Origin of the sequence: Vibrio sp. K4, from assembly GCF_051122595.1 — a bacterium.
GTDB lineage: Bacteria > Pseudomonadota > Gammaproteobacteria > Enterobacterales > Vibrionaceae > Vibrio > Vibrio owensii.
In genome coordinates this window covers 1,909,019-1,933,673 of record NZ_CP178577.1, presented here as the reverse complement: position 1 = coordinate 1,933,673, position 24,655 = coordinate 1,909,019, and the positions used below count along the sequence as shown (strand labels likewise).

Annotated in this window: 20 protein-coding genes; 9 read left to right on the top strand and 11 right to left on the bottom strand. The window is 46.4% G+C overall.

The window, feature by feature from the left end; all coding sequences use genetic code 11:
• The first annotated feature begins 84 nt into the window (after positions 1 to 84).
• The 4 genes from ACLIIY_RS08675 (at position 85) to ACLIIY_RS08660 (ending at position 5,085) form a co-directional block, all read left to right on the top strand.
• Entirely contained in the window at positions 85 to 1,512 is a 1,428-nt protein-coding gene (locus tag ACLIIY_RS08675; RefSeq protein ID WP_032802678.1) for a sodium-dependent transporter, read from the top strand.
• A gap of 253 nt (positions 1,513 to 1,765) precedes the next feature.
• Positions 1,766 to 3,379 carry a methyl-accepting chemotaxis protein gene (locus ACLIIY_RS08670; protein WP_409378299.1) on the top strand — a complete coding sequence of 538 codons (1,614 nt, stop codon included), beginning with the start codon at positions 1,766 to 1,768 and terminating at the stop codon, positions 3,377 to 3,379.
• A 49-nt stretch (positions 3,380 to 3,428) separates the two neighbouring features.
• Positions 3,429 to 4,121 (top strand): TIGR01621 family pseudouridine synthase, encoded by a 693-nt coding sequence (locus ACLIIY_RS08665; protein WP_434527432.1) that lies wholly within the window; start codon positions 3,429 to 3,431, stop codon positions 4,119 to 4,121.
• Positions 4,122 to 4,152: 31 nt separating this feature from the next.
• Positions 4,153 to 5,085, top strand: coding sequence for a class I SAM-dependent methyltransferase (locus ACLIIY_RS08660; protein WP_434527431.1), 933 nt, complete (start codon positions 4,153 to 4,155; stop codon positions 5,083 to 5,085).
• 92 nt (positions 5,086 to 5,177) lie between these two features.
• Here the strand turns inward: ACLIIY_RS08660 and ACLIIY_RS08655 are convergent, their stop codons facing one another.
• From ACLIIY_RS08655 to norR, 3 genes are all read right to left on the bottom strand, one after another.
• Positions 5,178 to 6,221, bottom strand: coding sequence for a 2Fe-2S iron-sulfur cluster-binding protein (locus ACLIIY_RS08655; RefSeq protein ID WP_434527430.1), 1,044 nt, complete (start codon positions 6,219 to 6,221; stop codon positions 5,178 to 5,180).
• A 76-nt stretch (positions 6,222 to 6,297) separates the two neighbouring features.
• The gene (gene hcp, locus ACLIIY_RS08650) at positions 6,298 to 7,959 is read right to left on the bottom strand and encodes a hydroxylamine reductase (protein ID WP_434527429.1); all 1,662 of its coding nucleotides are present in this window, start codon (positions 7,957 to 7,959) and stop codon (positions 6,298 to 6,300) included.
• Between the two features lie 544 nt (positions 7,960 to 8,503).
• Entirely contained in the window at positions 8,504 to 10,033 is a 1,530-nt protein-coding gene (gene norR / locus ACLIIY_RS08645; protein WP_434527428.1) for a nitric oxide reductase transcriptional regulator NorR, read from the bottom strand.
• 271 nt (positions 10,034 to 10,304) lie between these two features.
• Between norR and ACLIIY_RS08640 the strand changes: the two genes are divergently transcribed.
• Complete coding sequence (locus ACLIIY_RS08640) at positions 10,305 to 10,457, top strand: hypothetical protein (protein WP_434527427.1); 153 nt, start codon at positions 10,305 to 10,307, stop codon at positions 10,455 to 10,457.
• A 69-nt stretch (positions 10,458 to 10,526) separates the two neighbouring features.
• On the opposite strand, the gene ACLIIY_RS08635 is transcribed toward ACLIIY_RS08640, so the two are convergent.
• From ACLIIY_RS08635 to ACLIIY_RS08600, 8 genes are all read right to left on the bottom strand, one after another.
• Positions 10,527 to 11,135: a CDP-alcohol phosphatidyltransferase family protein gene (locus ACLIIY_RS08635; protein WP_005450653.1), complete on the bottom strand. Its 609-nt coding sequence runs from the start codon at positions 11,133 to 11,135 to the stop codon at positions 10,527 to 10,529.
• Entirely contained in the window at positions 11,128 to 11,775 is a 648-nt protein-coding gene (locus ACLIIY_RS08630; RefSeq protein WP_009705796.1) for an ATP-binding cassette domain-containing protein, read from the bottom strand. The genes ACLIIY_RS08635 and ACLIIY_RS08630 overlap by 8 nt, the downstream gene beginning before the upstream one ends.
• Positions 11,741 to 13,450 (bottom strand): ABC transporter permease, encoded by a 1,710-nt coding sequence (locus tag ACLIIY_RS08625; RefSeq protein ID WP_434527426.1) that lies wholly within the window; start codon positions 13,448 to 13,450, stop codon positions 11,741 to 11,743. Before ACLIIY_RS08625 ends, ACLIIY_RS08630 begins: the two co-directional genes overlap by 35 nt.
• Before the next feature lie 9 nt (positions 13,451 to 13,459).
• Positions 13,460 to 14,617 (bottom strand): ABC transporter substrate-binding protein, encoded by a 1,158-nt coding sequence (locus ACLIIY_RS08620; RefSeq protein WP_434527425.1) that lies wholly within the window; start codon positions 14,615 to 14,617, stop codon positions 13,460 to 13,462.
• Positions 14,618 to 14,954: 337 nt separating this feature from the next.
• Positions 14,955 to 15,632, bottom strand: a complete 678-nt coding sequence (locus ACLIIY_RS08615) for a TVP38/TMEM64 family protein (protein ID WP_434527424.1) — start codon at positions 15,630 to 15,632, stop codon at positions 14,955 to 14,957.
• A 69-nt stretch (positions 15,633 to 15,701) separates the two neighbouring features.
• On the bottom strand, positions 15,702 to 16,472 hold the full coding sequence (locus tag ACLIIY_RS08610) for a (Fe-S)-binding protein (RefSeq protein ID WP_005442306.1): 771 nt from the start codon (positions 16,470 to 16,472) through the stop codon (positions 15,702 to 15,704).
• Positions 16,469 to 18,265, bottom strand: a complete 1,797-nt coding sequence (locus ACLIIY_RS08605; RefSeq protein WP_434528527.1) for an FAD-dependent oxidoreductase — start codon at positions 18,263 to 18,265, stop codon at positions 16,469 to 16,471. The genes ACLIIY_RS08610 and ACLIIY_RS08605 overlap by 4 nt, the downstream gene beginning before the upstream one ends.
• Before the next feature lie 21 nt (positions 18,266 to 18,286).
• Complete coding sequence (locus ACLIIY_RS08600) at positions 18,287 to 19,270, bottom strand: sulfurtransferase (RefSeq protein WP_009705802.1); 984 nt, start codon at positions 19,268 to 19,270, stop codon at positions 18,287 to 18,289.
• A 307-nt stretch (positions 19,271 to 19,577) separates the two neighbouring features.
• Between ACLIIY_RS08600 and ACLIIY_RS08595 the strand changes: the two genes are divergently transcribed.
• From ACLIIY_RS08595 to ACLIIY_RS08580, 4 genes are all read left to right on the top strand, one after another.
• Positions 19,578 to 21,383 (top strand): sensor histidine kinase, encoded by a 1,806-nt coding sequence (locus tag ACLIIY_RS08595; protein ID WP_032802684.1) that lies wholly within the window; start codon positions 19,578 to 19,580, stop codon positions 21,381 to 21,383.
• A complete protein-coding gene (locus tag ACLIIY_RS08590; RefSeq protein WP_005442298.1) occupies positions 21,373 to 21,969 on the top strand; it encodes a response regulator transcription factor in 597 nt (198 codons plus the stop codon). The genes ACLIIY_RS08595 and ACLIIY_RS08590 overlap by 11 nt, the downstream gene beginning before the upstream one ends.
• Before the next feature lie 166 nt (positions 21,970 to 22,135).
• The gene (locus tag ACLIIY_RS08585) at positions 22,136 to 22,804 is read left to right on the top strand and encodes a hypothetical protein (RefSeq protein WP_045413692.1); all 669 of its coding nucleotides are present in this window, start codon (positions 22,136 to 22,138) and stop codon (positions 22,802 to 22,804) included.
• 328 nt (positions 22,805 to 23,132) lie between these two features.
• On the top strand, positions 23,133 to 24,623 hold the full coding sequence (locus tag ACLIIY_RS08580) for a SulP family inorganic anion transporter (protein ID WP_039842559.1): 1,491 nt from the start codon (positions 23,133 to 23,135) through the stop codon (positions 24,621 to 24,623).
• Positions 24,624 to 24,655 lie beyond the last annotated feature (32 nt).

Here is a 24,655-nt window from a genome sequence, read left to right as displayed (position 1 = left end):
ATAAAGTGTACATTATTTTTTACACGAACATATTCTAGACGCCTATCTCTATGCAAACACAACAATACATTTTGGAGAAAAAGCGTGGCTACAAATACAGCAGCACCACGTGATACGTGGGGGTCTAAACTAGGCTTCGTAATGGCAGCAGCGGGTTCCGCTGTCGGTTTAGGCAATATATGGAAATTCCCTTACACAGCTGGTGAGAGCGGCGGCGGTGCGTTCGTTGCAATCTACCTTCTATTTGTTATTTTTATCGGCTTTAGCGTAATGCTTACTGAATTCGCTATTGGTCGTAAGACAGGTCTTTCAGCAGTAGGTGCTTTCAAATCTACTGACCGTCGTTGGACATTTACGGGTGTTATCGGCGTACTAAGTGGTCTACTGATCATGGGTTTCTACCCTGTAGTAGGTGGCTGGGCGCTAGCATACATCTTTAAAGTAGGTGGTGGTCTACTAAGTGCTCCTGAAGCCATTGGTGACAGCTTCGGCGGGTTCATTTCTGATCCAGTTCAACCGCTAATGTGGATGGGTATTTACCTGTTCCTAAACATCGTTATCGTAATGAAAGGTATTTCAGGCGGTATCGAGAAAGCGGGTAAAATCCTAATGCCTCTTCTATTCCTTATCCTGATCGTTGTATCGGTGAAAGGTCTGATGCTACCGGGCGCAATGGCAGGTCTTGAGTTCCTATTCATGCCAGACTTCTCGAAAGTAGACAGCAATGTCGTTCTAGCGGCGCTAGGTCAGGCATTCTTCTCTCTAAGTCTAGGTATGGGTTGTATGATGACTTACGGTTCTTACCTGAAGAAGAAAGAGAACCTAGTTCAAACAACCGGTATGGTTACGGCAATGGACACGGGTGTTGCAATCCTAGCGGGTGTAGCAATGTTCCCAGCAATGTTCGCATTCGGTATGGAGCCAGCAGCAGGTCCAGGTCTGGTATTCGTAGTTGTACCTCAACTGTTTGCTGAAATGGGCGGCGTAATTGGTCTTCTATTTGCTCTGATGTTCTTCATCGGTCTAACAGTAGCGGCACTGACGTCTTCAGTATCTCTACTAGAGGTTGTGGTTTCTTACCTAATCGATGAGAAAGGTCTGAAGCGTTCAACGGCGGTTATCTCTGCAAGTGTTGTAATGGCAACACTGTGTGTGTTCGCATCGCTATCACTTGGTGGTGTTGGTCCAACACTATTCGGTACGGGCGCATTTGATATCTTCGACCTACTAACGGATAAGATCTTCCTAGCAGTTGGCGGTATGTTGGTATGTATCTTCGCAGGCTGGCGTCTAAACCGTGCTGACCTAGAGAAAGAAATTACTAACGACGGTAAAGTATCTTTCCCACTGTTTGGTCTATGGTACAACCTAGTTAAATACGTAATCCCAGTTGCTATCGCAATCGTAGCCTTCATGGGTATCAAGTCTGGTTTCGACAGCGGTAAAGGCGAAATCATGCTACTAGGTATTGGTATCATCGCAGTCGCTGGTATCTTCTCTAGAAAGCTATAAATATCTAGATTAAACAAACGATAGAAAGCGGGAGTCTTAACAGGCTCCCGCTTTTTATATTTATAATTTATAAGAATGAGTTAATTCATATTAATTATGGGTATTAATTGTGAGATCACTCGCAAAGAGATTTAGATCACAAAAAAATGTATTAAAGTTGCAGTTGTTCGTTCCGATAATCCTTACAAAGCATGTGTAAATGTGTGGATAAACCAAGTTAAAAAATAGAAGACAAGGGTAAGGAAGGTTATTAGTGACAATGTCTGTTCGTAAAAAACTGTACGCGAGTTTCGGTGCCATTTTGGCAATCATGCTAGTGATGATAGGGATCATTACATTAGAAGTGTTGAACTCGCACAAAGTAGCTGATGAGGTGAGAACGGACGATGTTCCTGAAACCGTTAACTACTTAATCTTGATTGATGAAGCAGGTGACGTGTACCGCGATGCTTTAGGTAGCATCGTTAATGTTGCGGGTGCTCAAGCGGATTACCAATCCAATAAGCTAGAGTTCGCAGCCGCAATTGAAGAAGTGAAACGTCTTGAGACGGTTGGTGGGGAAGATTACCGTAATATCGAGAAGATGGAACGTTACATGGCGAACTTCACCCAAGATTTTGAATCTCAGGTGCTAACCAACCTTGGTTTAGAAAACGTTGAAGAGAACGTTGCGCGCCTTCGCTCTCTTTATGACGCTAACCTAGCGCCGATTGAATCTATCCTTGATGCAGCATCAACGGATGGTCGCCAAAGTACCAGTGAAGCGCTACTGGATCTTTCTGATTCATTCAACAGCATTGAGCTGACGATTTATGTACTTGGCTCGATTGCGCTAATTGCAACCGCGGTTATTGCGTACTTGTTGTCTAACTCGATTACTCTTCGTTTGAGTAAGTTGGACGAGTTGGCACAACGTGTCGCTGAAGGTGATTTAACGGTAGAACCGATTGACGATAAATCGGGTGACGAGTTGGCGAACCTAGCTACCTCTCTGAATAAGATGCAGGCGTCTTTGACCAGTCTTATCGGTTCGATTTCACTCGTGTCGGAAGAAGTAAAGTCTGTTACTGGTGAACTGTCCGTTGTGAGCCAAGATATTGTGTCGGGTGCAAGTAGCCAATCTGATAAAGCAAACTTGATTGCGACTGCGGCAGAAGAGTTGAGCTTGACTATTTCTCAAGTTGCCGAGCAAGGTGCAGCGACGTTTGAAGAAGCACGCAAGTCGGAATCAACTGCTGAACAAGGTCGCACTGTGATTGTAGAGATGGTGGAAAGCATTCAGCAAGTATCACAGCAAATGTCGGATATGTCGGTGCAGATGAATAGCCTAGGCTCTCATGGTGAGAAGATCGGCGCGGTTATCAAAGTGATTGAAGACATTGCCGAGCAGACAAACTTGTTGGCATTGAACGCGGCGATTGAAGCGGCACGTGCAGGTGAGTTTGGTCGTGGCTTTGCTGTGGTTGCCGATGAAGTACGCGCTCTGGCTGAACGCACAACAAAGGCAACACAAGAGGTCGGTGAGATCATTCAAGCGATTCAAGTCGGTACTCAAGAGGCCGTGACTTACACGGAAGATGGCTGTCGTTTGGTTGAGATTGGCGTGAGTCAAAGCTCGGGAGCGGTGAACTCATTGGAAGAAATCGTTTCTGGTGCGGCGCATGTTCAAAGCATGGTGAACTCAATCGCGACGGCCGCGGAAGAGCAAACTGCAGTGACGAAAGAAATTGCGGCAGACATTACCTCGATCAGCGATATCTCAAACCGTTCATTACAATTGGCGAATGATAGCTCGCAAAGCGTAGAAGGTCTGAATCGTAAAGTTCAAGAATTGGAAGCGCTGGTGGGTAAGTTTAAGCTCGCCTAATTGCTTAGAATCGGTATACTTCTGGCTCCAAACGTGGAGCCAGTTTTTTATGTTCGACATTCTACACACCCATCCAGATTTTCTGATCATCAATAAACATCCCAACGTCTCAGTACATAAGGACGATGGTGATACCATGTTGCTACAAGAAGTAGCGAAACAAAGTGGTGATGAGCAGTTGTATCTTATCCACCGTCTCGACAAAATGACGTCTGGAATTTTGCTTTTGGGTCGCAACGCAAAAGCAGCAAGTGCGTTGTCGCAAGCATTTGCAGATCGTGAAGTTGAGAAGTTCTACCTTGCGATTGGTTCGAAAAAGCCTAAGAAGAAGCAAGGACTGGTAGTGGGTGACATGGAACGCTCTCGTCGTTCGTCATGGAAATTGGTTAACAGTAAAACGAATCCCGCGATTACCCAATTCTTCTCCCTCGCTGCAGAGCCGGGAGAGCGCCTGTTTTTATGCAAGCCGCATACTGGCAAAACACACCAAATTCGCGTGGCATTAAAATCCGTTGGTTCGGGTATTGTTGGCGATCCTATTTATAATGCAGGCAATGAAGCCGACCGTGGCTACTTGCATGCATTTTCGTTGTGTTTCCCATATCAAGATGAAACGCATTGCTTTGTTTGCGATCCACGTGAACACAAAGCGCTTGGCTGCAAATGGCACAATGAAACGGTATCCCGAGGTATCGACACTTGGCTCTCTCCGTGGGAGCTGAACTGGCCTACGATTAAATAACCATCACAAAGAAAACGAATAAGAGAATTCGATGCAAGCATCACAACTTCCGCTGTTTTTTCAGCATTTAGAAGCCGAGCTAACACAAGCTCCCAATGAAATCCGCCGACTGTTTCACGGTCGTGGTCGTCGCTTCGAAGGTTTAGAGCAAATCACATGTGATTGGTTACAAGGTCAGTTGATCATCAACCTATTTAAAGAAGTGGATGAGACGTTTCTTAGCGAATTAAAAGCAGGATTGAACGTGCTTGCTGAATCTGCTCTGTGGGCAGAGAAACAAGGTCGCACTATCGTGATTCAGCACCGTTACGCTGACGGCGCACCTTCTGAAGTTCTGTTGGGTGAGCTAGATGCTCGACCTGTAGTTGAAGAAAGTGGCTTAAAGTACCAGTTAGACATCGGTCGCAACCAAAACTTCGGTCTGTTCCTTGATATGCGCTACGGTCGTGATTGGGTACGTGAAAATGCGAAGCACAAAAATGTACTTAATCTGTTCGCTTACACTTGTGGCTTCTCGGTTGCTGCAATTGCTGGTGGCGCAGATAAAGTGGTTAACGTGGATATGGCGAGAGCATCGCTATCTAAAGGTCGTGAGAACCATAAGCTGAATGGTCATAACATCAACCAAGTGAGCTTTATGGGACACGACATTTTTAAGTCATGGGGCAAGATCAAGAAGTCAGGTCAGTACGATATGATCATCATTGATCCGCCGTCATTCCAGAAAGGCAGCTTTGCACTAACTAAAGACTACAAAAAGATTCTACGTCGTTTGCCAGATTTGTTGGCAGAAGGTGGTCAGGTGTTAGCGTGTGTTAACTCACCATTAGTGACCAGTGATTTCTTGATTGAAAGCATGAAGGAAGAAGCGCCAGAGCTGACATTCCGCGAGCGTTTGGATAACCCACCAGAGTTTATGGATGTGGATAGCGAAGCCGCACTCAAGGTTTTACTGTTTAGCTGAGTTTAGATAAAGAAACTTCCGAGTTTAATAACACTTTTCCATAAACAAAAAGCGCCTAGTACGGCGCTTTTTTAATGTTCGTATCAACGGCTTTAACCAATCTGTACTTCAAGATCGGATTCAATCATCGAAGAGCAGGCAAGTACATAGCCTTGCTCAATTTCTTCTGGGGTCAACGTTTCAAGGCTAGTTGAAGAAACGCTGCCTTTGCGAACCTTACACTTACAAGAGCCACAAATGCCGCTTCGACAAGCGACGATCAACGGTAATCCAGCACCTTCCAATACGTCTGCAAGGACTTGGCCTTTTTGCGCATCGATCGTTTGAGCAAAGTCAGGTACTGACACACTGGCCTTTTCATCTGACACTTCAGCTTCTTCGCTGGCAGCAGGAGTAAAGCTTTCTTGGAAGAAGTTCGCCATATCAAAGCCAAGGTCACTCAGGTAGCTTTGGACATCAAGCATAAACTGATTTGGACCGCATAGGTAAACCGTGCGCTGTTTAAAGTCGGGCACCAGTTCTTTTAACCACTCGGTATTCAAACGACCTTCTGGATAAAGCGTTTCACCACGGTTTTTCAGTAGCAATTTCAAATTGAAATCTGGATAAACCGAATGGTAGGTCTCCAGCAAATCAAAGTAGATGGTTTCCGGCTTAGAACGGGCAATGTGCAGGAACTCAATATCAACACCAGCGTCGTTGCCTAGCCATTCTTTTGCCATCGCGAATACAGGCGTAATGCCACAGCCCGCACTAATGAGCAGTGCTTTCTTTCTACCGTTGACCGCGATTGGTGGATGATCAATGCAGTTGAAATCACCCGTAGGAGGAAGCGCTTGAACTGTATCGCCAATGAGAAGCTTATCGATGATGTAGTTGGATACCTTACCGCCTTCGACACGCTTTATCGTTAGTTGCAGACAGTCGTCACCGGAAAGAGAGCTGAGAGAGTAAGCACGAAACTCCATCTTGCCATCGATTTCAACGCCAAGGTTGATGAACTGACCGGCTTTAAATTCAAACAAGAGCGACTCTGACAGGTCTGCCAACTTGAGGCTCACTGCATCAGCAGTTTCGTGGTATTTGTCTACACAGCGTAACGTGACAGGTTGACTGCCTTGCCATTCAAAAAACATAACAATCTCTTTGGTTATCGAGTACTCAATAGATAGAAGCGCCCCCAACTAAGGAGGCGCATGATAAGCGAGGCGATTATGCTGCTAGGATGGTTTTAAGGTCGTCCTGAACATTGCCAATGCTGCGCATGTCGAACTTCTCTTGGATAATCGCAATCAAGTTTGGCGTTAGGAATGCAGGCGCTGTTGGACCTGTGTAGATGCCTTTCACACCAAGAGCGAATAGCGTAAGCAGGATCACAATCGCTTTTTGCTCGAACCAAGACAGAACAAGCGTTAGAGGAAGCTCGTTGATGCCGCAATCGAACTCTTTTGCAAGTGCTAGTGCAAGCTGGATTGCTGAGTACGCATCGTTACATTGGCCTACATCCAATAGGCGAGGGATGCCATTGATGTCGCCAAATGTGTTCTTGTTGAAACGGTATTTACCACAAGCCAGCGTTAGGATTAGCGTATCTTCTGGCGCTTCTGCAGTGAAGTCGGTGTAGTAGCTACGCTCTGCTTTGTCGCCATCGCAACCACCTACTAGGAAGAAGTGTTTGATATTGCCTTGCTTCACTTGGTCGATAACCGCTGGTGCTGCGTTCATTAGTGCGTTGCGACCGAAACCAACCGTGATGTTGTGTTCGATTTCGTCATGCTGAAAGCCTTCTTGCGCTAATGCACATTCAACCACTTGGCTAAAATCGTCACCTTCTAGGTGAGCGACACCCGGCCAACCAACAATGCTGCGTGTGAATAGGCGGTCTGCGTATTGGCCAACATTCGGGTTCAATAGGCAGTTTGATGTCATCACAATCGCGCCAGGGAAGTTAGCGAATTCTTTTTGTTGGTTCTGCCAAGCGCTACCGTAGTTACCCACTAGGTGAGGGTATTTTTTCAGCTCTGGGTAGCCGTGTGCAGGCAGCATTTCACCGTTGGTGTAAACGTTAATGCCTTTGCCTTCAGTCTGTTGCAGGATTTTCTCTAGATCGTGAAGGTCGTGACCAGAAACAAGAATACATTTGCCTTTCACTGGCTTAACGTTAACAGTGGTTGGTTCTGGGTGACCGAACGTTGCTGTTTCACCATGATCCAGCATTTCCATCACTTTGTAGTTCATAAGACCGATGCGCATTGAGCAGTCTAATAGCTCGCCTAGATCTTCTGGGTCTGTGCCAAGCCAAGCCATGATTTCGTGGTATTCGGCGAAGATGTCATTGTTGGTTTGCTCAAGTACGCGTGCGTGTTCCATGTACGCTGCAGCACCTTTTAGACCGTATAAGCAAAGCAGACGTAGACCGATAACGTCTTCGTGTACTTGGTCTTTACCACGGTTTACCGCCACTTGTGGAGCAAATGCTAGGATTTCTTCTGCACTGTTTGGCAGCTCGAAGTTCGCAACGTTAGGTACGTTCAATACGACTTCGTCAGCAAGTGTTGCGGCAGACATAACTTGGTCTTTTAGCAGTGCTTTGTATGCCGCTGCTTGAGAAGTTAGCTCAAGGATACGTTCAGGATCGAAGTTTACGTTAGTCAACGTAGAGAAGAATGCTCTTGGAGCCCATTGGTTGATTTCATCATTGATGATGTTGAATTCAAGCGCGCGTGCTGCCCAAAAAGAAACCCCTTGCAGAGTGTAAACCAACACGTCTTGTAGATCGGATACCTCTGAAGTTTTGCCGCACATACCTTGTGCGAAAGAACAGCCTTTTACAGCTGGGGTTTGGATTGTCTGTTCACATTGAATACAGAACATATTGGGTTCTCCAGTGATTGTAGTAATAGTCGTTTTGTTTTTCTGTATAGAGCAGAATGCGTGCCAATTGTTATCTCATTGATTTTAAATGGTTTTACTGCTTTTGGAGGGCGTAGTTGATGTAATTGTGACAACGTGAATGATGTGCAAATGACAACGAAAATACAGATGTGGTGAGAAAAACAACGCGTGAGAAACGCTTTAACAATCGAAAGTGGAAGTACTTGTTAAACAGAAGAAAAGTTAATGCGGTTTTGTGGAGGCGAGGGATTCCCGATTGCGCTCTTTTGGCGTTTTCGGGAGTGACGCAAAACGGCAACTGAAAACTTGGCGAGTTTAAAGAGTCAGAAGAAAGCAGAGATTAGAGCGGTTTAGTTATTTTGAATGAGGAACAGGGAATGAAAAGCGAGAAACCAGATGGGACAGTTAGCCCATGTGCATTGGTGTTGGGTGTCATTCCGGACGAGTCTAAGCGAGCTATCCGGAATCCCTCTGTTCAAGAGGTAACTTTTTCCTTCTAGAGAAAAGAGCGAAGTAGGGGCTTCTATTTGCTAATTCCGAGCTTTTTACCCATGCGATACAAGTTGCCTCGATCCATTTGTAAAAACTCTGCTGCTTTTGCCCAAACACCGCCAGTTTGGTTTAAAGCGTGTTCAATCAAGTCACGTTGGTAGCTCTCAACTAACTCGCGCATTGGCTGACTCTCTTTCGGCAAGTAATGTGATGTGCTTTTTACATCATCCAATGCCAATGAAGTATCAAAGTGATTGAGCATGATGGTGCTCGCGCCTTGCTGAATTGCATGTAACGCTGCTCGCGTTAAGGTGTGTTCAAGTTCTCGAACGTTACCATACCAAGGCAGAGATTCTAGTTGAGTTAGTACCTTAGGGTGAACGTGAAGGTTTGGTGCGTTAAATTGCTGACGTACTTTTTCTAACAAATATCCCGCAAGAACTGGAATGTCGCCATCACGTACACGCAGTGGTGGCACTTTGATTGGGAATACATTTAAGCGATGGAACAAATCCGCACGGAATGTGCCGTCTTCCACTTCTTTTTCTAACTGTCGGTTGGTGGCTGCGATGATGCGTACGTTGACCATCAAATGCTGATCGCTACCCACACGTTGCAACTCACCTTGCTGGATAACTCGCAGCAGTTTTGCTTGTAAAATCAATGGCAGTTCACCCACTTCATCTAAGAAGATTGTCCCGCCATCAGCCAGCTCAAACTTACCTGCACGATGACTATTGGCTCCTGTAAAAGCGCCTTTCACGTGGCCAAACAGTTCGCTTTCCGCCAGACCTTCGGGTAGGGCGGCGCAGTTTACGTAGATCATCGGTTTATCATTGCGATGAGATTGAGCATGGACAGAGTGAGCAACAAGCTCTTTACCCGTCCCTGTTTCTCCCGTTACCAATACTGCATAATCCGACTGAGCAACGGTCGCAATGTTGTTTCGTAATTGATTGATTTGTGGGCTTAAGCCAACCATGTCACCGTGTTGTGAGCGTGCCTGTTGGATCAGGGTTTGCGTGACGCTCTTTTGCTTTTGGTTCTGCGCTTTAAGGGCTTTTAATTGTGCAATGTTACGCAGTGTTGCCGCTGTTAGTGCTGCGAACGTTTCGATTGCTACTGGGTCGATATTATCAAACGCACCAACCGCAAGTGCGTCCATGGTTAATGCGCCGACAAGCTGCCCCTCAACGTACAAGCTAAAGCCCATGCAGTCATGGACGTCAATACATTGGTCTTCGGTTAACAGTGTTCCATCAAATGGATCGGGCAGGGCGCAGTCGGCATCAAAGCGAACAGGCTCGCGACTATGAATGATGGCATCCAAACGCGGGTGAGCTTTAGGAAAGTAACGGCGACCGAGAACTGAACTCGACAAACCTTTTACTGCGACTGGCGTAAGGAAGCCATCTTCATCAAAGATAAACAGGCAACTCGCATCGCAAGGGAACACTTGCGCCACCCCGTCAATCAGGTTTTGGTATTGCTGCTCATGAGAGCGATTTGAGCTCAGATTGAGTGCGATATTGAGAAGTACGTGGTCGACAGTAGGAGTCATAACAAGCCCAGAGTTATCTTGAATGGGCTCATGCTAGCAACTTGATGTCATTTGAACATCGAAAGGTGTGAGAGATTGATGTTCCATTGACGACGATCAAGTGACACAACAAAACTGTGATACAAACAAGTGCAACTGATTGAGCTTAAGAACTAGGAGTGAGGGATTCAACCTCCGCAAATAATATTATCCGAAATTGAATTTTTCCGTTGACCTTAAGTTAACTTGAGCTTTTATCCTCCATCTGTAATACACGTCAGGAGGACAGGTTATGCATAATAACTACATTAAAGAGTTAGACGTAAAGAGCTACCAAGAGAACCTACAAAAAGAGTATTACCGCGCTAAGCAGCGGACGTGGCATTTTCCGAGTTTTGTCTCTGGAATTGTGCTGACGCTGGTGGTGAGTGGGATGCTTTATTGAGGGATGATGGAATAGAGATTCCCGACTGCATTCCTTCGTTGCAATCAGGAATCTCTCTTGAAGTTTTGTTTATGGTTTCAGCGTATGAAACCCGGAGTAAATACGCGTAAACGTAGTAAACCAACATGCTGCACCAAAGATGTACGCAATCACGGCAAAATGTTGCGGGAACAAACAGAACAGCACGAAGCAACCTATGGTCTCTGTGCCTTCTGTCAGGCCGCTCATGTAGTACAGAGATTTGTGCTTGTAGACAGGGTTATCGATACCACGTTTACCCGCCATGATCGCGAAAGCTAAGAAGCTGCTTCCTGTACCAATAAACGAGAAGATCAAGAACGCGCCCGCGACAGCGTTTTGTTCTGGGTTTGCTAGTACAAAGCCAAATGGAATCAGAGAATAGAACAAGAAGTCTAGGCTTATATCAAGGAAGCCGCCCGCATCGGTGATGCCTTGAATTCTCGCTAGAGCACCATCCAATCCATCACAGATGCGATTCAGCAGAATAAACGCTAATGCAAGCGTGTATTGCTCTGCCATCAATGCAGGTAAGGCAAAACAGCCAAGGGCGAAGCCAAACAAGGTGGTTTGGTTAGCCGTCACGCCACATTTATCAATGAGTTTTGCGCTCTGTGCCAATGGCCACTTAATGATTTTGATACTCAGGCTATCAAGCATGGCTTGTCTCCCAAGGCCAGTTCAGGCAGCGACTGCCCTCAGGAATATCATCCTCATCGTGCGTCACCATCAAAGCAGGAATATTGGCTTGTTGAAGCTGCTCCACAACCCAATTGCGAAATTGCACGCGCAGATCTTTATCGAGCTTGCTGTATGGCTCATCGAGTAGGGCAACTTTCGGTTTTGCCAATAACATGCGGGTGAGAGCAATACGTGCGCGCTGGCCGCCAGAGATTTGATCAGGGAAAGACTCTGCAAGTTTAGTTAGCGAGATGTGCTTCAAAGCCTGCATTGCACGCTCTTTGCGTTCTGCGCCTTTGATTGAATCGGGTAGCGCGAAGGCCAGATTCTCCCATACGGTGAGGTGCGGGAAGAGCAAGTCATCTTGGAACAGAATACCCACCTGACGTTTGTGTGCAGGTAAAGCATCCAGCTTTTCGTTATCGAGCGTGATTGAGCCTGAATAGTCGAACTCGGAAGACAGGTGACCAGCAATCGCATCCAACAAGGTGGATTTTCCGCAGCCGCTTGGGCCCATCAGGGTAACAATTTCACCTTTCTTCACGGTCATGTTGAACGCAGAGAAAAGTGTGTCGCCATTGGTTTTACGGATGGCGAGGTTTTCGAGACAAAGACTCATTCGGTAGTAAACCTTTAATAGACAACCGGCGATACTTAACGTGTAAACGACTAAGTAGAATCGCAAAAGAGAAGAACATTAACGGCAAGAGCGCTTGCCAAATTGCGTAAATCGCGGTGACACGACGGTCGAAGCCACTTGAGAGGGCTACCGCTTCTGTTGTTATGGTGCTGATGCGACCTGCGCCTAGCACGAGTGTTGGTAGGTATTGCGCCAAGCTCACACTAATTCCCACTGCCCAAGCAAAGGCAATGGCAGGCAGAAGAATCGGCAATTTCACTTTCAACCACGCTTGCATTGGTGATTTACCAAGGCTTAGAGCGACACGAGTCAAACCGTTGTCGAAGCTGCGCCAAGGCCCATCCAATGACAGATAAACGAATGGGAAAGCGAAGAAGACATGTGCCCAGCACACCCAGAAGAAATACGCATTGCTGTCGAGATACAGAGTAGCGACCTGCATACCAAACAACACAGAAAGCTGTGGGATCAACATAGGCACAGCGATGATGTACCCGGGCACCTGCCAACGGTATCGTAGGCGGTACTCATGAGCGATCAGCGCCAGTACAAGGGCAATAGATGCACTGATAACTGCAATCAACATGCTTTGCTCTAGCGTGCCAAGAATGCTTTGCCACTCGTATTCCCAAAAACGTAAGCTATAGCGGCTTGGTAATAAGTCAGGAAAACGCCAACGCTGTGCAAAGCTCCACACCACCATCAAAGGCACCATTAACAGTGCTAGTAGGCCTATCAGAGAGAACAAGGTCTTACCCGGTAAGCGAAAACCGCTACGGCCGGAGTATTGCCAGCGTTTGAAGCCTTTGGTGATGCTCCATTCGACGAGTCGTGCAAAACCAATCAAAAGGCTTGCAATGGCAAAAAGCACCACCGCACCCGCCGCAGCTCTTGGTAGGAGCGACAAATCAGGGTCGTTAAACCACTGCCATACCAACACTGCAAACGTAGGAGGGTTGGTTGGTCCGATAATTAGCGCCACATCAACAACCGACAAGCTGTAAGCCAGAACAGCCAACATTGGGAAACGCAGCTTCGCTAACCATTGTGGGAAGACACATTTCCACCACGCTTGGGCGGAACTGTAACCCATCGAATGGCTGACTTTTTCAATCTTCTCAACTTTTAATTGCTGAAGAATAGGAATGCTCATCAACAATAAAAACGGCACTTCTTTAATAGCGAGCATGACGATCAACCCCAGAGCATGTGGGTCTTTGATCAACAACGCTAAGTCATTCACCGTTTGCGCATTTGGATCGTAACCAAACAATTGATTGAGCACGCGAACGCCCATGCCTGTTGGTGCGAATAGAAAAGCGAAGCCAATAGCAAACGCGACATGCGGCATTGCAAGAAGAGGGGAAAGACTCATTTCAATCTTGCGCCAGAACTTGCTGCCCCATGAGGCTTGAAGAATCGCGAAAGTGATCAAACAAGCAAGGTAGCTGCTGAAAATGGCGGAATAGAAAGTCAGTCCAATCGACGTCCACACACCTTCCCAGTCAAACACAGCATGAAAGCCATCCAGTGAAAAGTGGTGCAAACCAATAGGGGGTACATAGCCGAGCGCAGACACCACCACCCCGAGTAGCCCCGGGATGGTTGGTAATATACAAACTGCGATAATAACTAGATACAGCGCTCTTAACATGGGTGTGTATTAATTTCCGTAGCGTTTCAGCCATTCTTTTTCTAACGCTGCTTGCCAGCTTGGATGTGGCTCCGCGATAGATTTGAACTGTTTAGTATTCTTAGCTGTGCCAGTTAGGTACTGGCTGTTTAGCACTGAAGGATCACCCCAGATGTTGATGTCACCTTTGCGAGACTGTGCTTCAGGGCTTAATAAAAAGTTTATAGCAACTTGCGCGCCTGCACTGGCATTTGCGTTCCAAGGAATCGCTAAGAAGTGGATGTTCGACAGTGCGCCAGCGTCCATCGCGTATGCTTTGGTGCTTTCTGCTAGGTTGCCGCTTGATTGTGCTGAGTAAACTGCGTTCGGGTTGAATGTGACAGCTAGGTCAATCTGACCATCATCTAGCAGTTGTACGGTTTCTGCTGTTCCGCCAGGGAATTGTTTACCGCCGCGCCATGCAACAGAGTGGAATTCATCTAAGTAAGTCCATAGAGGTTGCGTAACGGTTTTGAATGCTTCGTCGGTCACTGGTTTTTGCAGTGCAGGATCGTTGTTACTTAACTCTATGAGTAGAGATTTAATGAAGCTAGTGCCATGGAACTCTGGTGGGCGAGGGTAAGTAAGGCTGTTAGGAAACGCTTTTGCGTAACTTAGCATTTCTGCGTACGAGCTTGGTGGGTTGTTGAGCGTCTCTTCATCGTAGATAAAAACAAGTTGACCGACACCCCATGGCGCTTCAAGGCCATCAGTTGGTTCTGAAAAATCAACATCTACTGGTAGTGTTTTGTCGACATATTGCCAACTTGGTAGACCGTCAACAAAAGGACCAAACAGCAGTTGGTTGTCTTTCATTGATTTAAAGTTTTCACCATTAATCCAAACCATATCTACGCTGCCACCGCTGTTCTTCCCTGCGGCTTTTTCTGCGATAAGACGAGTGGTGGTTTCAGAAATGTCGGTGACTTTTACGTGGTTAAGCGTCACGTTGTAGCGAGATTTAAGCTCTTTGCCTGCCCATTGGATATAGCGGTTGATCTCTTGGCTACCACCCCAAGCATGGAAATAAACAGTCTGACCGTCGGCTTGTTGCTCGATTTTTTGCCATTCTTCGGAGTGAGAAGTGGCATAAGAGGAGGTGGCAAAAGTGGTGGCTAAAATGCCAATGGTGCTAAGTAGCTTTTTCATACGTAATCCGTGTTTCTTTATCTTTGTTTTCATTTTGGAGCTTTGTTCGCCTATGTGATGAAAAACGTCTATTTTCAATACTCAACATAGGGGTATAAACAGGCTGAACGCTCCGTTCCCTCTACATGGATAGTAATCTATCTCGCTTTATTATCAACGCGAATTTGATAATAGTTTCATAGAATTATTCGCCTTGTGAGGTCATACCAATTCACGTCAGTTTTTGGTTTTAAAAGTCGCCAAAAGAGGCACAAACTGTGAGCAAATTAGTAAGAATGAAAAGAGTGCAACTCCCGATAAGTCGCACTCTTTTGGCGTCAATAATGGATAGACCGGATTACTTCGCTAATTCTTCCATGTTGATGCCTTTTTTCTTCGCGATGTATTTTGGAATCAGAGACATGCCAAACAGGATAAGACCCGCAACCGCAAACTTCACTAGCAGCATCGCAGACACGCCGTTTGTTGCAATATCACCCGCCATGTAAGCGAAGATGAACGCGCCTGGTGCCATTGTTAGTAGAGAAACCAGAGCGTAAGTGCCAAGGTTTAGGCTGGTTAGACCGTAAGCGTAGTTCTGTAGGCTGAATGGGAATACAGGCACGAGACGTGTTAGGATCAAGAAGCTTGTGCCGTTTGCTGCTACGCCATCGTCGATTTTCTTGAAGATTGGGTTATCGCCAAACTTCTTCATGATGGTGTTACGAAGCAGGAAGCGCGCCACGATGAATGCCGCCACCGCGCCAAGCGTCGCAGACAACAGCGCTAAGATACCGCCTTTGATAGGGCCAAATACGATACCCGCTACGATGGTGAATGCACTGCCCGGTAGTAGGAAAACACACGCAAATACGAATGCTGCTACGAATACCGCGTAACCCCAAACGCCAAAGCTTGCGATCCAATCTTGTAGGCTCTTGATGTCTGTGATGATTTCAAGGATGCCAGTTTGTTTTGCTGCAAATAGAGCGAGAGCGATAACAGCAACAATAAGAGCGATTTTTACGAATTTCATAAGTTCAACTTCACTTAAACCTAATAATTAAAAAGATGTAGCTACAAAAACGTAGCTACAGAGACACAGTTACACAGACATACACTTGATTAGGCCCGCTTTAGATTTGTAGCGGTTGAACCAAGCTTTCACAGGGCTAGCGAGCACGTTTACTGGCGGCTCATCACCTTGCATGATTACAGGGCCGAACATCAGATCCAGAATGTGCCAAGATTTCGTACCAACACCCATCATGGATGCGCGACAAGCCGAGCAGTAAACCACAACGTAGTCTGTCTCAAACTCTTCCACGCGGCGTTTGATTACGCGTGTTGCGACGTCTGGGTTTGCTGGCACTACCATGCCACCGAAACCACAACAGCGTGTGTTTTCACGTGTGTGTTCTGGTTCTGAGGTTTTGTAGCCAAGCTCGTTCAAGATCCAGCGGATACCGTCTTGCAGTTCTTTTTCGTAGCGAGTAGAACAAGAGTCGTGAATGGTGAATACCACGTCACTGTTTTTCGCTTTACCGCGTAGCGCTTCTGGTAGACCGATCTCTGGAAGCAGTTTCCACAATGAAACCGGCTTTTGTGTGCCGCCAGATTTCTTGATCATGCCGTAGCAGCTTTGACACGCCACAATGACTTCTTGTGCGTCTAGCTTATCGAAGTCCGCTTGAAGCTGGCCGTAACGCTCTTTGAACTTCTCAGTCTGACCGATAGCAGCGGTTGGTTTACCACAACACTTCTGCACTGCGCCCATGTCTGGGTACACTTCTTTTAAGTAGCTCGCAATTGCTGCTACGCCTTCTGGTGAGTAGGATGGCAAGCTGCATCCTGGCATAAATACTTTATTACTCATTTTGTCGATACCGCTCGTTTTGCCATAGTGAAGATTTTTGAGAAGCCCAGCTTCTGGTGCATGTTGATTGCTTTGTGTCCCGGCATTGGTGATTCACCATTGTTTGCCTTAACAAAGTCCGCACGTGCGCCTAAGAACATTTCCTTCATTGGGAAGTCTTTCGGACATACGATGGTGCACTGGTCACAGGCGTTACATGAGTAAGCCATCAATGGGTCCATTGACTTGTTGTTCACAAAGTCAGAGAAGATGGTCTTCGGACAGTCACTGAAGTCATTCATCATGATGCACTCGGTCATACATAGCTTGCAGCTACATTGCAGACAGCGAGATGCTTCTTGTTTGATTTGAGCTTCAGTAAAGCCTAAATCCACTTGTGCAAAATCTTGTTTACGCTCTTCAGCGTTACGCAATTCACCGTGTAGGCGAGGGGTATCTACCGTACCTTTTGGTAGTGGCACGTCTAGACGAGATGAGTAGCTGTATTCTTGCTCGAAGTCGCGACCTTCAGTCAGTGGGCGAGTCGTTAGGAAGCGCTCAACACTCATTGCAGCTTTGCGGCCTAATGCCATCGCTTCAATCACGATATTACCGCCACACGCGTCACCAGCTACGAAGACGTCTTCAAGGCTAGAAGCTAGCGTTTGTTTATCGACTACGTAACGGCCGCCGCGAGTTTGTTCCAGTGCGCCGCCAGTGATGTCAGCCACAACTTGACCCGTAGCGAAAACAACCGTATCCACAGAGATAGTTTTGCTTTCTTCGCTGTACTTAGGCGCAAAGTTGCCTTGCTCGTCAAAGATAGACACTACTTTCTTGATAGTGATGCCGGTTACTTTGCCGTTTTCGTGTTCGATAGCAACTGGGCCCCAACCTGCGTTGAACTCGACACCTTCTTCTAGCGACTCGTCGATTTCGATTTGGCTTGCAGGCAGGTTTTCAAGGCTCTCAAGCGAACATTGGTAAACGTCGCTTGCACCGATACGCCATGAAGAACGCGCACAGTCCATTGCCACGTCACCGCCGCCGATAACCATCACGCGTTTGCCTGCACGTGGGAATTGGCGAGTTTCAGAAATCTCTTTCAAGTATTCAACTGCAGAGAACACGCCGTCGTTGTCGTGACCTGGTAGCGGAATGATAGAGCCTATGTGTGCACCGTGAGCCAGAATCACAGCATCGTGTTCGCTACGTAGAGTGTCGAAGCTGATGTCTTTGCCGATTTCAACACCGAAACGAGTCGTCACACCTAGCATTGCTAAGTAGCTGTATTCGAAGTCGATAACGTCGCGTGGTAGACGGTATTCAGGGATGCCCACACGCATCATGCCGCCGTATACGTCTAGCTTTTCGTAAATCGTTACTTCATGGCCTTGACGACGAAGCTCAATAGCCGCTTGCGCGCCAGCAGGGCCTGCACCCACGATCGCGATGTGTTTGTTGGTTAGGGGCGCGATGTTAAGATCCCAGTGATCTTGGTTATCCAGTTTTTCCGCAACGAAGCGTTTGATGCCTGCAACGCTGATTGGCTGACCGAATTCAGTGTTACGACGACAAGAAGCCTCACAAGGGTGTGCACAGATGCGGCCAAGCGTTTGAGGTAGGAATAGTTTGCTGCGGATCAGATCCAAAGCACCTTGGAAATCACCTTCGCCTGCCATGCGAACGTATTGTTTTACGTCTGTGTGCATTGGACATGCGGTTTGACATGCCGGATCGGCATCACCCATACAGCCATCGACAATCATTTGCGCGGTGTCGTATAGCTTTTGGCTAAAAATTACATTGTTCATTAACTGCGGTTTCCGTGTTGATTAGCTCTTGCCGTTGATAACGTTCACTTCAGGATTCTTCTGCTCGTAGTGAGCATGGCTGTACTCGATCCATGAGCCGTCGTAGTTGTAGACGCCTTCTGCACCTAATACTTCAGTAAGAATCATGGTGGTGTGGGCAGAGCGAACACCAGATTGGCAGTAAGCGATAACTTTCTTGCCTTTGATGATGTCGCCGTAAAGGGCTTGCAGTTCTTCTGCTGATTTCAGCGTTGTGTCTTCGTTCAACGCTTTGGTCCAGTTAATGTGAACACTGCTTGGGATAGTGCCCGGACCGTATGCGCCAGACACCGCTACTTCACCGCTAAATTCGTCGTTGCCGCGCGTATCTAGGATCACCCAATCAGGGTTGTTTTGCGCTGCGATAACCATATCCAGCGTTGCTAGTGTGTTGTTGTCTTGTTTTGTATTCGGAGCTTTGTATTCAACCGCTGCAACGCTTTGGTTTGCGGAGCCAGTTGGGAAACCTGCGCCCATCCAAGCGTTTAAGCCACCGTCTAGGTAACGAACATCTTGGTGACCAAGGTTATGGATTTGCCAGTAAAGACGTGCAGCATCGTGGTGAGAGCCTGCCGCGTAAACGACGATTGTGCTGTCTGTTGTTGCGCCAAAGCTACCTAAGATGGTTTCCATCTCTTCTGTGCTGTTACTCATACCGCCGAAATCGTAAACGCCTTCCGCCGCAGAGTAATCGTTACGCCACATAGTGTAAGAACCAGAGATAGGGCTGTCTGGCTTGATAGGGTTTAGCGCGCCGATCACAACCACGTCTTTGTCACTGTCCATCAGTGATTTCAGTTGTTGTGCAGAGATGAAGTGCTCTGGGTGAGCGTATTCAGTGAACTTTTGCTCTTGTGCTGCGGCATCCACTGTCACTGCTTCAGCTGAGAACATCGTATTGTAAGCTGAGTAGCCAACAGCTGCGACAGCCGCCAACACACCCAACGCAATCGTCGATTTTTTCATGAGTTGCTTCCATATTTTAATTTAAAGTTTTCCTGACGAGTCATTTTGCTCGGCAGTTAGAATTTTTTGCAGCTAGGAAGAAGGCGCATGAACTTTGTAATTTTTCATAAGTGTTCATGGTGTATTAACACTATTAAAGAGTGCATTCGCATCTAGCCCTTTATTGGTAGGCATTTTGAGGAAATTGATACTTAGGGGGTATTGTGGTTTCCCACAATAATGAATCCGAATTGATCTAAAGCAACAAACTGATAGGGGGATGTGATGGTAAAATGTGCTACAAACAAATTTTCATATTATTTATTAAGTGATTAATAACCATTCTCATAAATTCGTCCGGTTGATACTCCTTGTTTCCCTTTTCTTCTCTTCTTTTAGTTTTTCGGACGAGCAAAAAACACAAAGAATGATTTATGACGTCGGTGTATTAGCACTGCGCGGGCACGCACATGCGCGAGAAGCATGGCAACCTACTTTGGATTGGTTAGAGGCTCAAAATCCCGGTTATAAATTCAATTTACATACTTACGACTTTGACCAACTCGAAGACGCGTTTTTACACGGTTGGCTCGATTTCATCCTGACCAGTCCGGGGCAGGCGACCAAGCTTGCTCGCGAGTACCCAATCAACTGGTTAGCAACGCAGAAAACTGCCTACAGTAACTTGCCAAACAAATCGATCGCATCTGTCGTTGTAGTGCGTGAAGCTTCACCATACAAAACGCTGCGTGACATCAATAAAGCGAACGTTGCGGCAGTATCAGAAAAAGCGTTTGGTGGATTCTTAGCCCTGCGCTACGAGCTAGATAAATTGGGTTACTTCAACTCTTCTTTCTTCGAAAAGATCCACTTTACTGGCCCGCCGACTGATCAACTGATTTTGGACGTGATCAAGAATGATCTCGATGTCGCGATCGTGCCAGCTTGTACTCTGGAGAACATGGCGAAAGAGGGGCGTATTCAGCTGCATAACTTGCGCGTTCTAAATGAAAAGCGTCCCGCCGATTCTGTTTGTGCGGTGAGTACACCTTTGTACCCAAACTGGACGATGGCAATGACAGAGCGAGCACCTGCGGATGTGGGGCAAATGGTGGCGCAAACCTTATTCGCAATGCCTGAAGAGCACCCTGCAGCGATTGCTGCGAATAACGTGGGGTGGATGTTGCCAGCGCCGAGCATCAATGTCGATAAAGTCTACAAGCACTTAGACATGCACCCATTACAGAAATCTTGGGGACAAAAAGCACAAGAATGGCTACATAAGAACCAAGCGATTGCGATGGCCTCTTTGCTGACTCTGTTGCTATTAACGGGCTATCACTTTTGGTTGGAGTGGAAATTCAAACGCAGCCGAGAAGAGCTGCAAGCAACGATGAACGACTTGCGTCGTAAGAGCTCGATGCTTGAGCATGCTCAGCGCATAACGATTGTTGGTGAGTTAGGGAGTAGCCTTGCGCATGAAATCAATCAACCACTTGCCGCAATCAAGAATTACAGTCAGGGCGCGAAAGTGCGAATGGAGCGGGGTGCGACAGCAGAAGAAATGTCGCCAATCCTAGATAAAATTCAGCAGCAAGTTACGTCCGCGAGCGACATTATTCAGCGTCTTCGTAGCTTGATAAACAAAACGCCGATTGAAAAGAGCTGGGTAGATTTACCTTTCTTAATCGAAGAAGCGATGAAGCTGGTGGATTACGAATTCCAACGCCATCGTATCCAACTTGGCGTGCTGTACTCCGGCGAACCGCAAAAAGTGTTTGCCGACGTTACCGGTTTGCAGCAAGTCATTCTTAATGTTCTGAACAATGCCAAAGACGCCTGTTTGAGCCATTCACCGAAACGAAAAGACTTGTACGTGGATCTGCACGTCAGTTTTTGTGATGAGATGGTCATCATTGATGTGACCGATAACGGAATTGGTATTGAAGAAGAGAGCACGCCACTTGATCAAGCCTTCTACACCACCAAAGAGAATGGGCTGGGGTTAGGTTTGGCAATTTGTCGTGATGTGCTTGATGCCCACCAAGGCAGCATTCAATTTAGGTCAATTGAGCCAACGGGGTGTCAGGTGACCATTGTATTACCGTATCAGGAGGCTTGTCATGAGTCGTAACCTTTGTCCGCTCTATATCGTTGATGATGAAGAGCCAGTATTGGAATCCATGGCATTTATGTTGGAAAGCTATGGTTATGAGGTTGAGACTTTCTCTAGCGGGATGGCGTTTCTCGATAATGCCGATTTATCATCACCCGGTTGCGTTTTGCTTGATAGCCGCATGCCAGAGATGCGAGGCCAAGATGTTCACCACTTTATGAACGAGAAGTTTAGTCCAATCAGTGTGATTTACCTGACAGGGCATGGCGACATCCCGATGGCGGTGGATGCACTCAAAGATGGTGCGTTAGATTTCTTCCAAAAGCCGGTTGATGGCAACGCTCTGGTGGTCGCCGTAGACGATGCGATGGCACAGTCGATCAAAAACTGTGAAAAGCTCGGAGCAAAACAAGTTCTGCAGAATCTGACTAAGCGCGAAAGGGAAGTGCTTGGCTTAGTGGTGAAAGGAATGAAAAACCAAGAGATGGCGGATTTGTTATGTGTCTCTTTGCGGACGATTGAAGTACACCGTTCCAACGTGATGAAGAAACTCGAAGCGGAAAGCCTTGCTGTACTGATTCGTAAAGTTGGACATTTAATCTAACAAAGTCGTATTCGGTGAACAAAGCGCATAATTGTGGGTAATGAACCTATCTAGGTCGAAGTAAATACGGTAACTCAATGATAATTAGGGAAAGGTTTGCTCATTTAGTATCTGGAAGATAACATCGGTAACCAGAATCAACCTTACTCTTAATTAGAATCCAACTATGTTTGTCGATACCGTTAAAAGCGCTTTCTCATCATTGAGTGCAAATAAACAGGCTATTGCGAAAGCAACGGCGTTACCCATTCTCCTTTCTTTGATGCTGGATCTTGTTTTGAACTCAGCGCAAGGGGATGTCGCTCCTATTCTTGTTCAGATCTTGATGGCTCTTTTATCTGCAATCGTTGCAATCAACGTTCACAGCATCATTTTGAAAGGTCCCCAATCTGTGCCGCAGTGGGGACGTTTCACGTTTGGAAAAATCGAAATGTGGTTTATCGGCCACTACTTGGCCATGACCGTTGCGGTGGTCGCAGTGGCTGCGATTTTCGCGATGATTAATCTTATCCTTGCAGCTATCGCGCTATTAGCGTTAAGCGTTGTGTGTTGTCGATTAGTCTTGGTTTTTCCTGCCATCGCGATTGGAAAAGGTGTTTCTTTTCCTTACGCGTGGAATCTTACTAAAGGCCATACCTGGTACATGATGAGTGTTGTGGTTATTGTGCCGCTTCTGTTTGGTTTGGCTATGTCTCCACTTGCGTTTTTACAGCTTCCTTTTCTGATGAGTCTTTTAAGCTTCTTCGTCACGATTGTTGGTATTGCCATTCTTTCCAAAGCTTATGAGCAATTAAGTGGCTTTGATGGAGAAGGTTACTCTCAGCAGTCATTCTAAAAACGGTTGGTGAGATAATCCCTTATCCTGTAAGGCATAGAGATGATAAGAACGCTTCCTTTGTGAGGCGTTTTTTTGTGGCTTTCTGTAGGATTATTGACTTCGTTTTGTAAGAATTGATTACAATTTACATTTTTATAGTGATATAAAGCACACTTCTTTTGAGGGGAGCACTCGCTGTTTGTCCTCATTTTTCGGCCCATCAACAGGAAAAGGAAGGTGCTTTTTGCTCATTAGTCCGCCTTAGAACGATCTCTCAGGTGCGTTTGCATCACTCCCTTCACCGTGCGCAATGCACCAACTAAGGCAATACGTTTATGAGAGATTTATGTTTAAATTTACAAAAGATACTTGGTTCAACAATGTTAAAGGAGATTGTTTATCAGGAGTTGTTGTAGCGCTGGCACTTATACCAGAAGCTATCGCATTCTCTATTATCGCGGGATTAGACCCTAAAGTTGGTCTGTACGCCTCGTTTTCAATATGTGTCGTTATTGCGTTCACAGGCTCAAGGTCCGGAATGATTTCCGCGGCGACTGGAGCGATGGCGCTATTAATGACCACCTTAGTCAAAGATCATGGTTTGCAGTATCTGTTAGCGGCTTCTTTTTTCGCTGGTGTGCTTCAATTATTGATTGGGTATTTGAGACTAGGGGATCTCATGCGTTTTGTATCCAAGTCGATCATGACGGGATTCGTTAACGCTTTGGCTATTTTGATCTTTATGGCTCAACTGCCTGAACTGACGAATGTTTCTTGGCCAGTTTATGCATTGACGGCATTAGGATTAGCCATTATTTATCTGTTTCCATACTTACCTAAAATCGGAAAAATGTTGCCTTCTCCATTGGTGTGCATTATCTCGGTGACGGTGATTGCGTTGATGTTTGATATCGATATCCGAACGGTTGGAGATATGGGGGATTTACCCGATTCGCTCCCTGTGTTCATGATTCCCGATATTCCCTTCAACCTTGAAACGCTCCAAATAATTTTCCCGTATTCGTTAGCACTCGCCATTGTTGGTGTGCTGGAGTCTCTTATGACGGCGTCGATCGTTGATGAGCTCACTGATACCGAAAGCGAAAAGAATGATGAGTGTAAAGGGCAGGGCATTGCGAATATGGTGGCGTCACTGTTTGGTGGCATGGCCGGATGCGCGATGATTGGTCAATCGATGATCAACATTCAATCTGGTGGTAGAACACGTTTGTCTACGCTTTGTGCGGGTGTGTTTTTGCTGATAATGGTGGTGTTCTTAGGAGATTACCTTAAGCAAATACCGATGGCTGCTTTGGTTGCTGTGATGATCATGGTCTCTATCAGCACGTTTTCTTGGCGCTCGCTTGCTGAGATGCGTAAGCACAGTTTACCAACTAACGTGATCATGGTATCCACCGTCATTGCTGTTGTTGCGACTCATAACCTCGCAATTGGCGTCTTAGTCGGTGTTTTGCTTGCGTGTGTGTTTTACGTGAATCAAAGCCGCACCTTAATGAAGGTATCGGATGAGGTCATCATTGATAATGACCATACGATTCACAAAGTACACGGCCAAATCTTTTTCGCTTCTGCTTACAGCTTTACTGATATGTTTGATTTCGAGAATGCGACTAAGTACATCACGATAGATTTATCCGATGCGCACTTCTGGGATATCACGGCAATATCTGCATTAGATAAAGCGATCATCAAGTTCCGAAAAGGTGGCTCTATTGTCGCTGTGAGAGGAATGAATGAAGCAACGCTGGATATGATTGATCGTCATGCGATTTATGATGATCCGGAAAAGCTTGCTAAACAAGGTATGGGACACTAGAAACAAAAAAGCAGCCAAAAGGCTGCTTTTTT

What these genes read in the sequence shown, in the direction of transcription:
- ACLIIY_RS08665 (WP_434527432.1), top strand. Translation starts at nt 3,429, where the DNA reads ATGTTCGACATTCTACACACCCATCCAGATTTTCTGATCATCAATAAA.
- ACLIIY_RS08660 (WP_434527431.1), top strand. Translation starts at nt 4,153, where the DNA reads ATGCAAGCATCACAACTTCCGCTGTTTTTTCAGCATTTAGAAGCCGAG.
- ACLIIY_RS08655 (WP_434527430.1), bottom strand. Translation starts at nt 6,221, where the DNA reads ATGTTTTTTGAATGGCAAGGCAGTCAACCTGTCACGTTACGCTGTGTA.
- hcp (WP_434527429.1), bottom strand. Translation starts at nt 7,959, where the DNA reads ATGTTCTGTATTCAATGTGAACAGACAATCCAAACCCCAGCTGTAAAA.
- norR (WP_434527428.1), bottom strand. Translation starts at nt 10,033, where the DNA reads ATGACTCCTACTGTCGACCACGTACTTCTCAATATCGCACTCAATCTG.
- ACLIIY_RS08640 (WP_434527427.1), top strand. Translation starts at nt 10,305, where the DNA reads ATGCATAATAACTACATTAAAGAGTTAGACGTAAAGAGCTACCAAGAG.
- ACLIIY_RS08635 (WP_005450653.1), bottom strand. Translation starts at nt 11,135, where the DNA reads ATGCTTGATAGCCTGAGTATCAAAATCATTAAGTGGCCATTGGCACAG.
- ACLIIY_RS08630 (WP_009705796.1), bottom strand. Translation starts at nt 11,775, where the DNA reads ATGAGTCTTTGTCTCGAAAACCTCGCCATCCGTAAAACCAATGGCGAC.
- ACLIIY_RS08625 (WP_434527426.1), bottom strand. Translation starts at nt 13,450, where the DNA reads ATGTTAAGAGCGCTGTATCTAGTTATTATCGCAGTTTGTATATTACCA.
- ACLIIY_RS08620 (WP_434527425.1), bottom strand. Translation starts at nt 14,617, where the DNA reads ATGAAAAAGCTACTTAGCACCATTGGCATTTTAGCCACCACTTTTGCC.
- ACLIIY_RS08615 (WP_434527424.1), bottom strand. Translation starts at nt 15,632, where the DNA reads ATGAAATTCGTAAAAATCGCTCTTATTGTTGCTGTTATCGCTCTCGCT.
- ACLIIY_RS08610 (WP_005442306.1), bottom strand. Translation starts at nt 16,472, where the DNA reads ATGAGTAATAAAGTATTTATGCCAGGATGCAGCTTGCCATCCTACTCA.
- ACLIIY_RS08605 (WP_434528527.1), bottom strand. Translation starts at nt 18,265, where the DNA reads ATGAACAATGTAATTTTTAGCCAAAAGCTATACGACACCGCGCAAATG.
- ACLIIY_RS08600 (WP_009705802.1), bottom strand. Translation starts at nt 19,270, where the DNA reads ATGAAAAAATCGACGATTGCGTTGGGTGTGTTGGCGGCTGTCGCAGCT.
- ACLIIY_RS08590 (WP_005442298.1), top strand. Translation starts at nt 21,373, where the DNA reads ATGAGTCGTAACCTTTGTCCGCTCTATATCGTTGATGATGAAGAGCCA.
- ACLIIY_RS08585 (WP_045413692.1), top strand. Translation starts at nt 22,136, where the DNA reads ATGTTTGTCGATACCGTTAAAAGCGCTTTCTCATCATTGAGTGCAAAT.
- ACLIIY_RS08580 (WP_039842559.1), top strand. Translation starts at nt 23,133, where the DNA reads ATGTTTAAATTTACAAAAGATACTTGGTTCAACAATGTTAAAGGAGAT.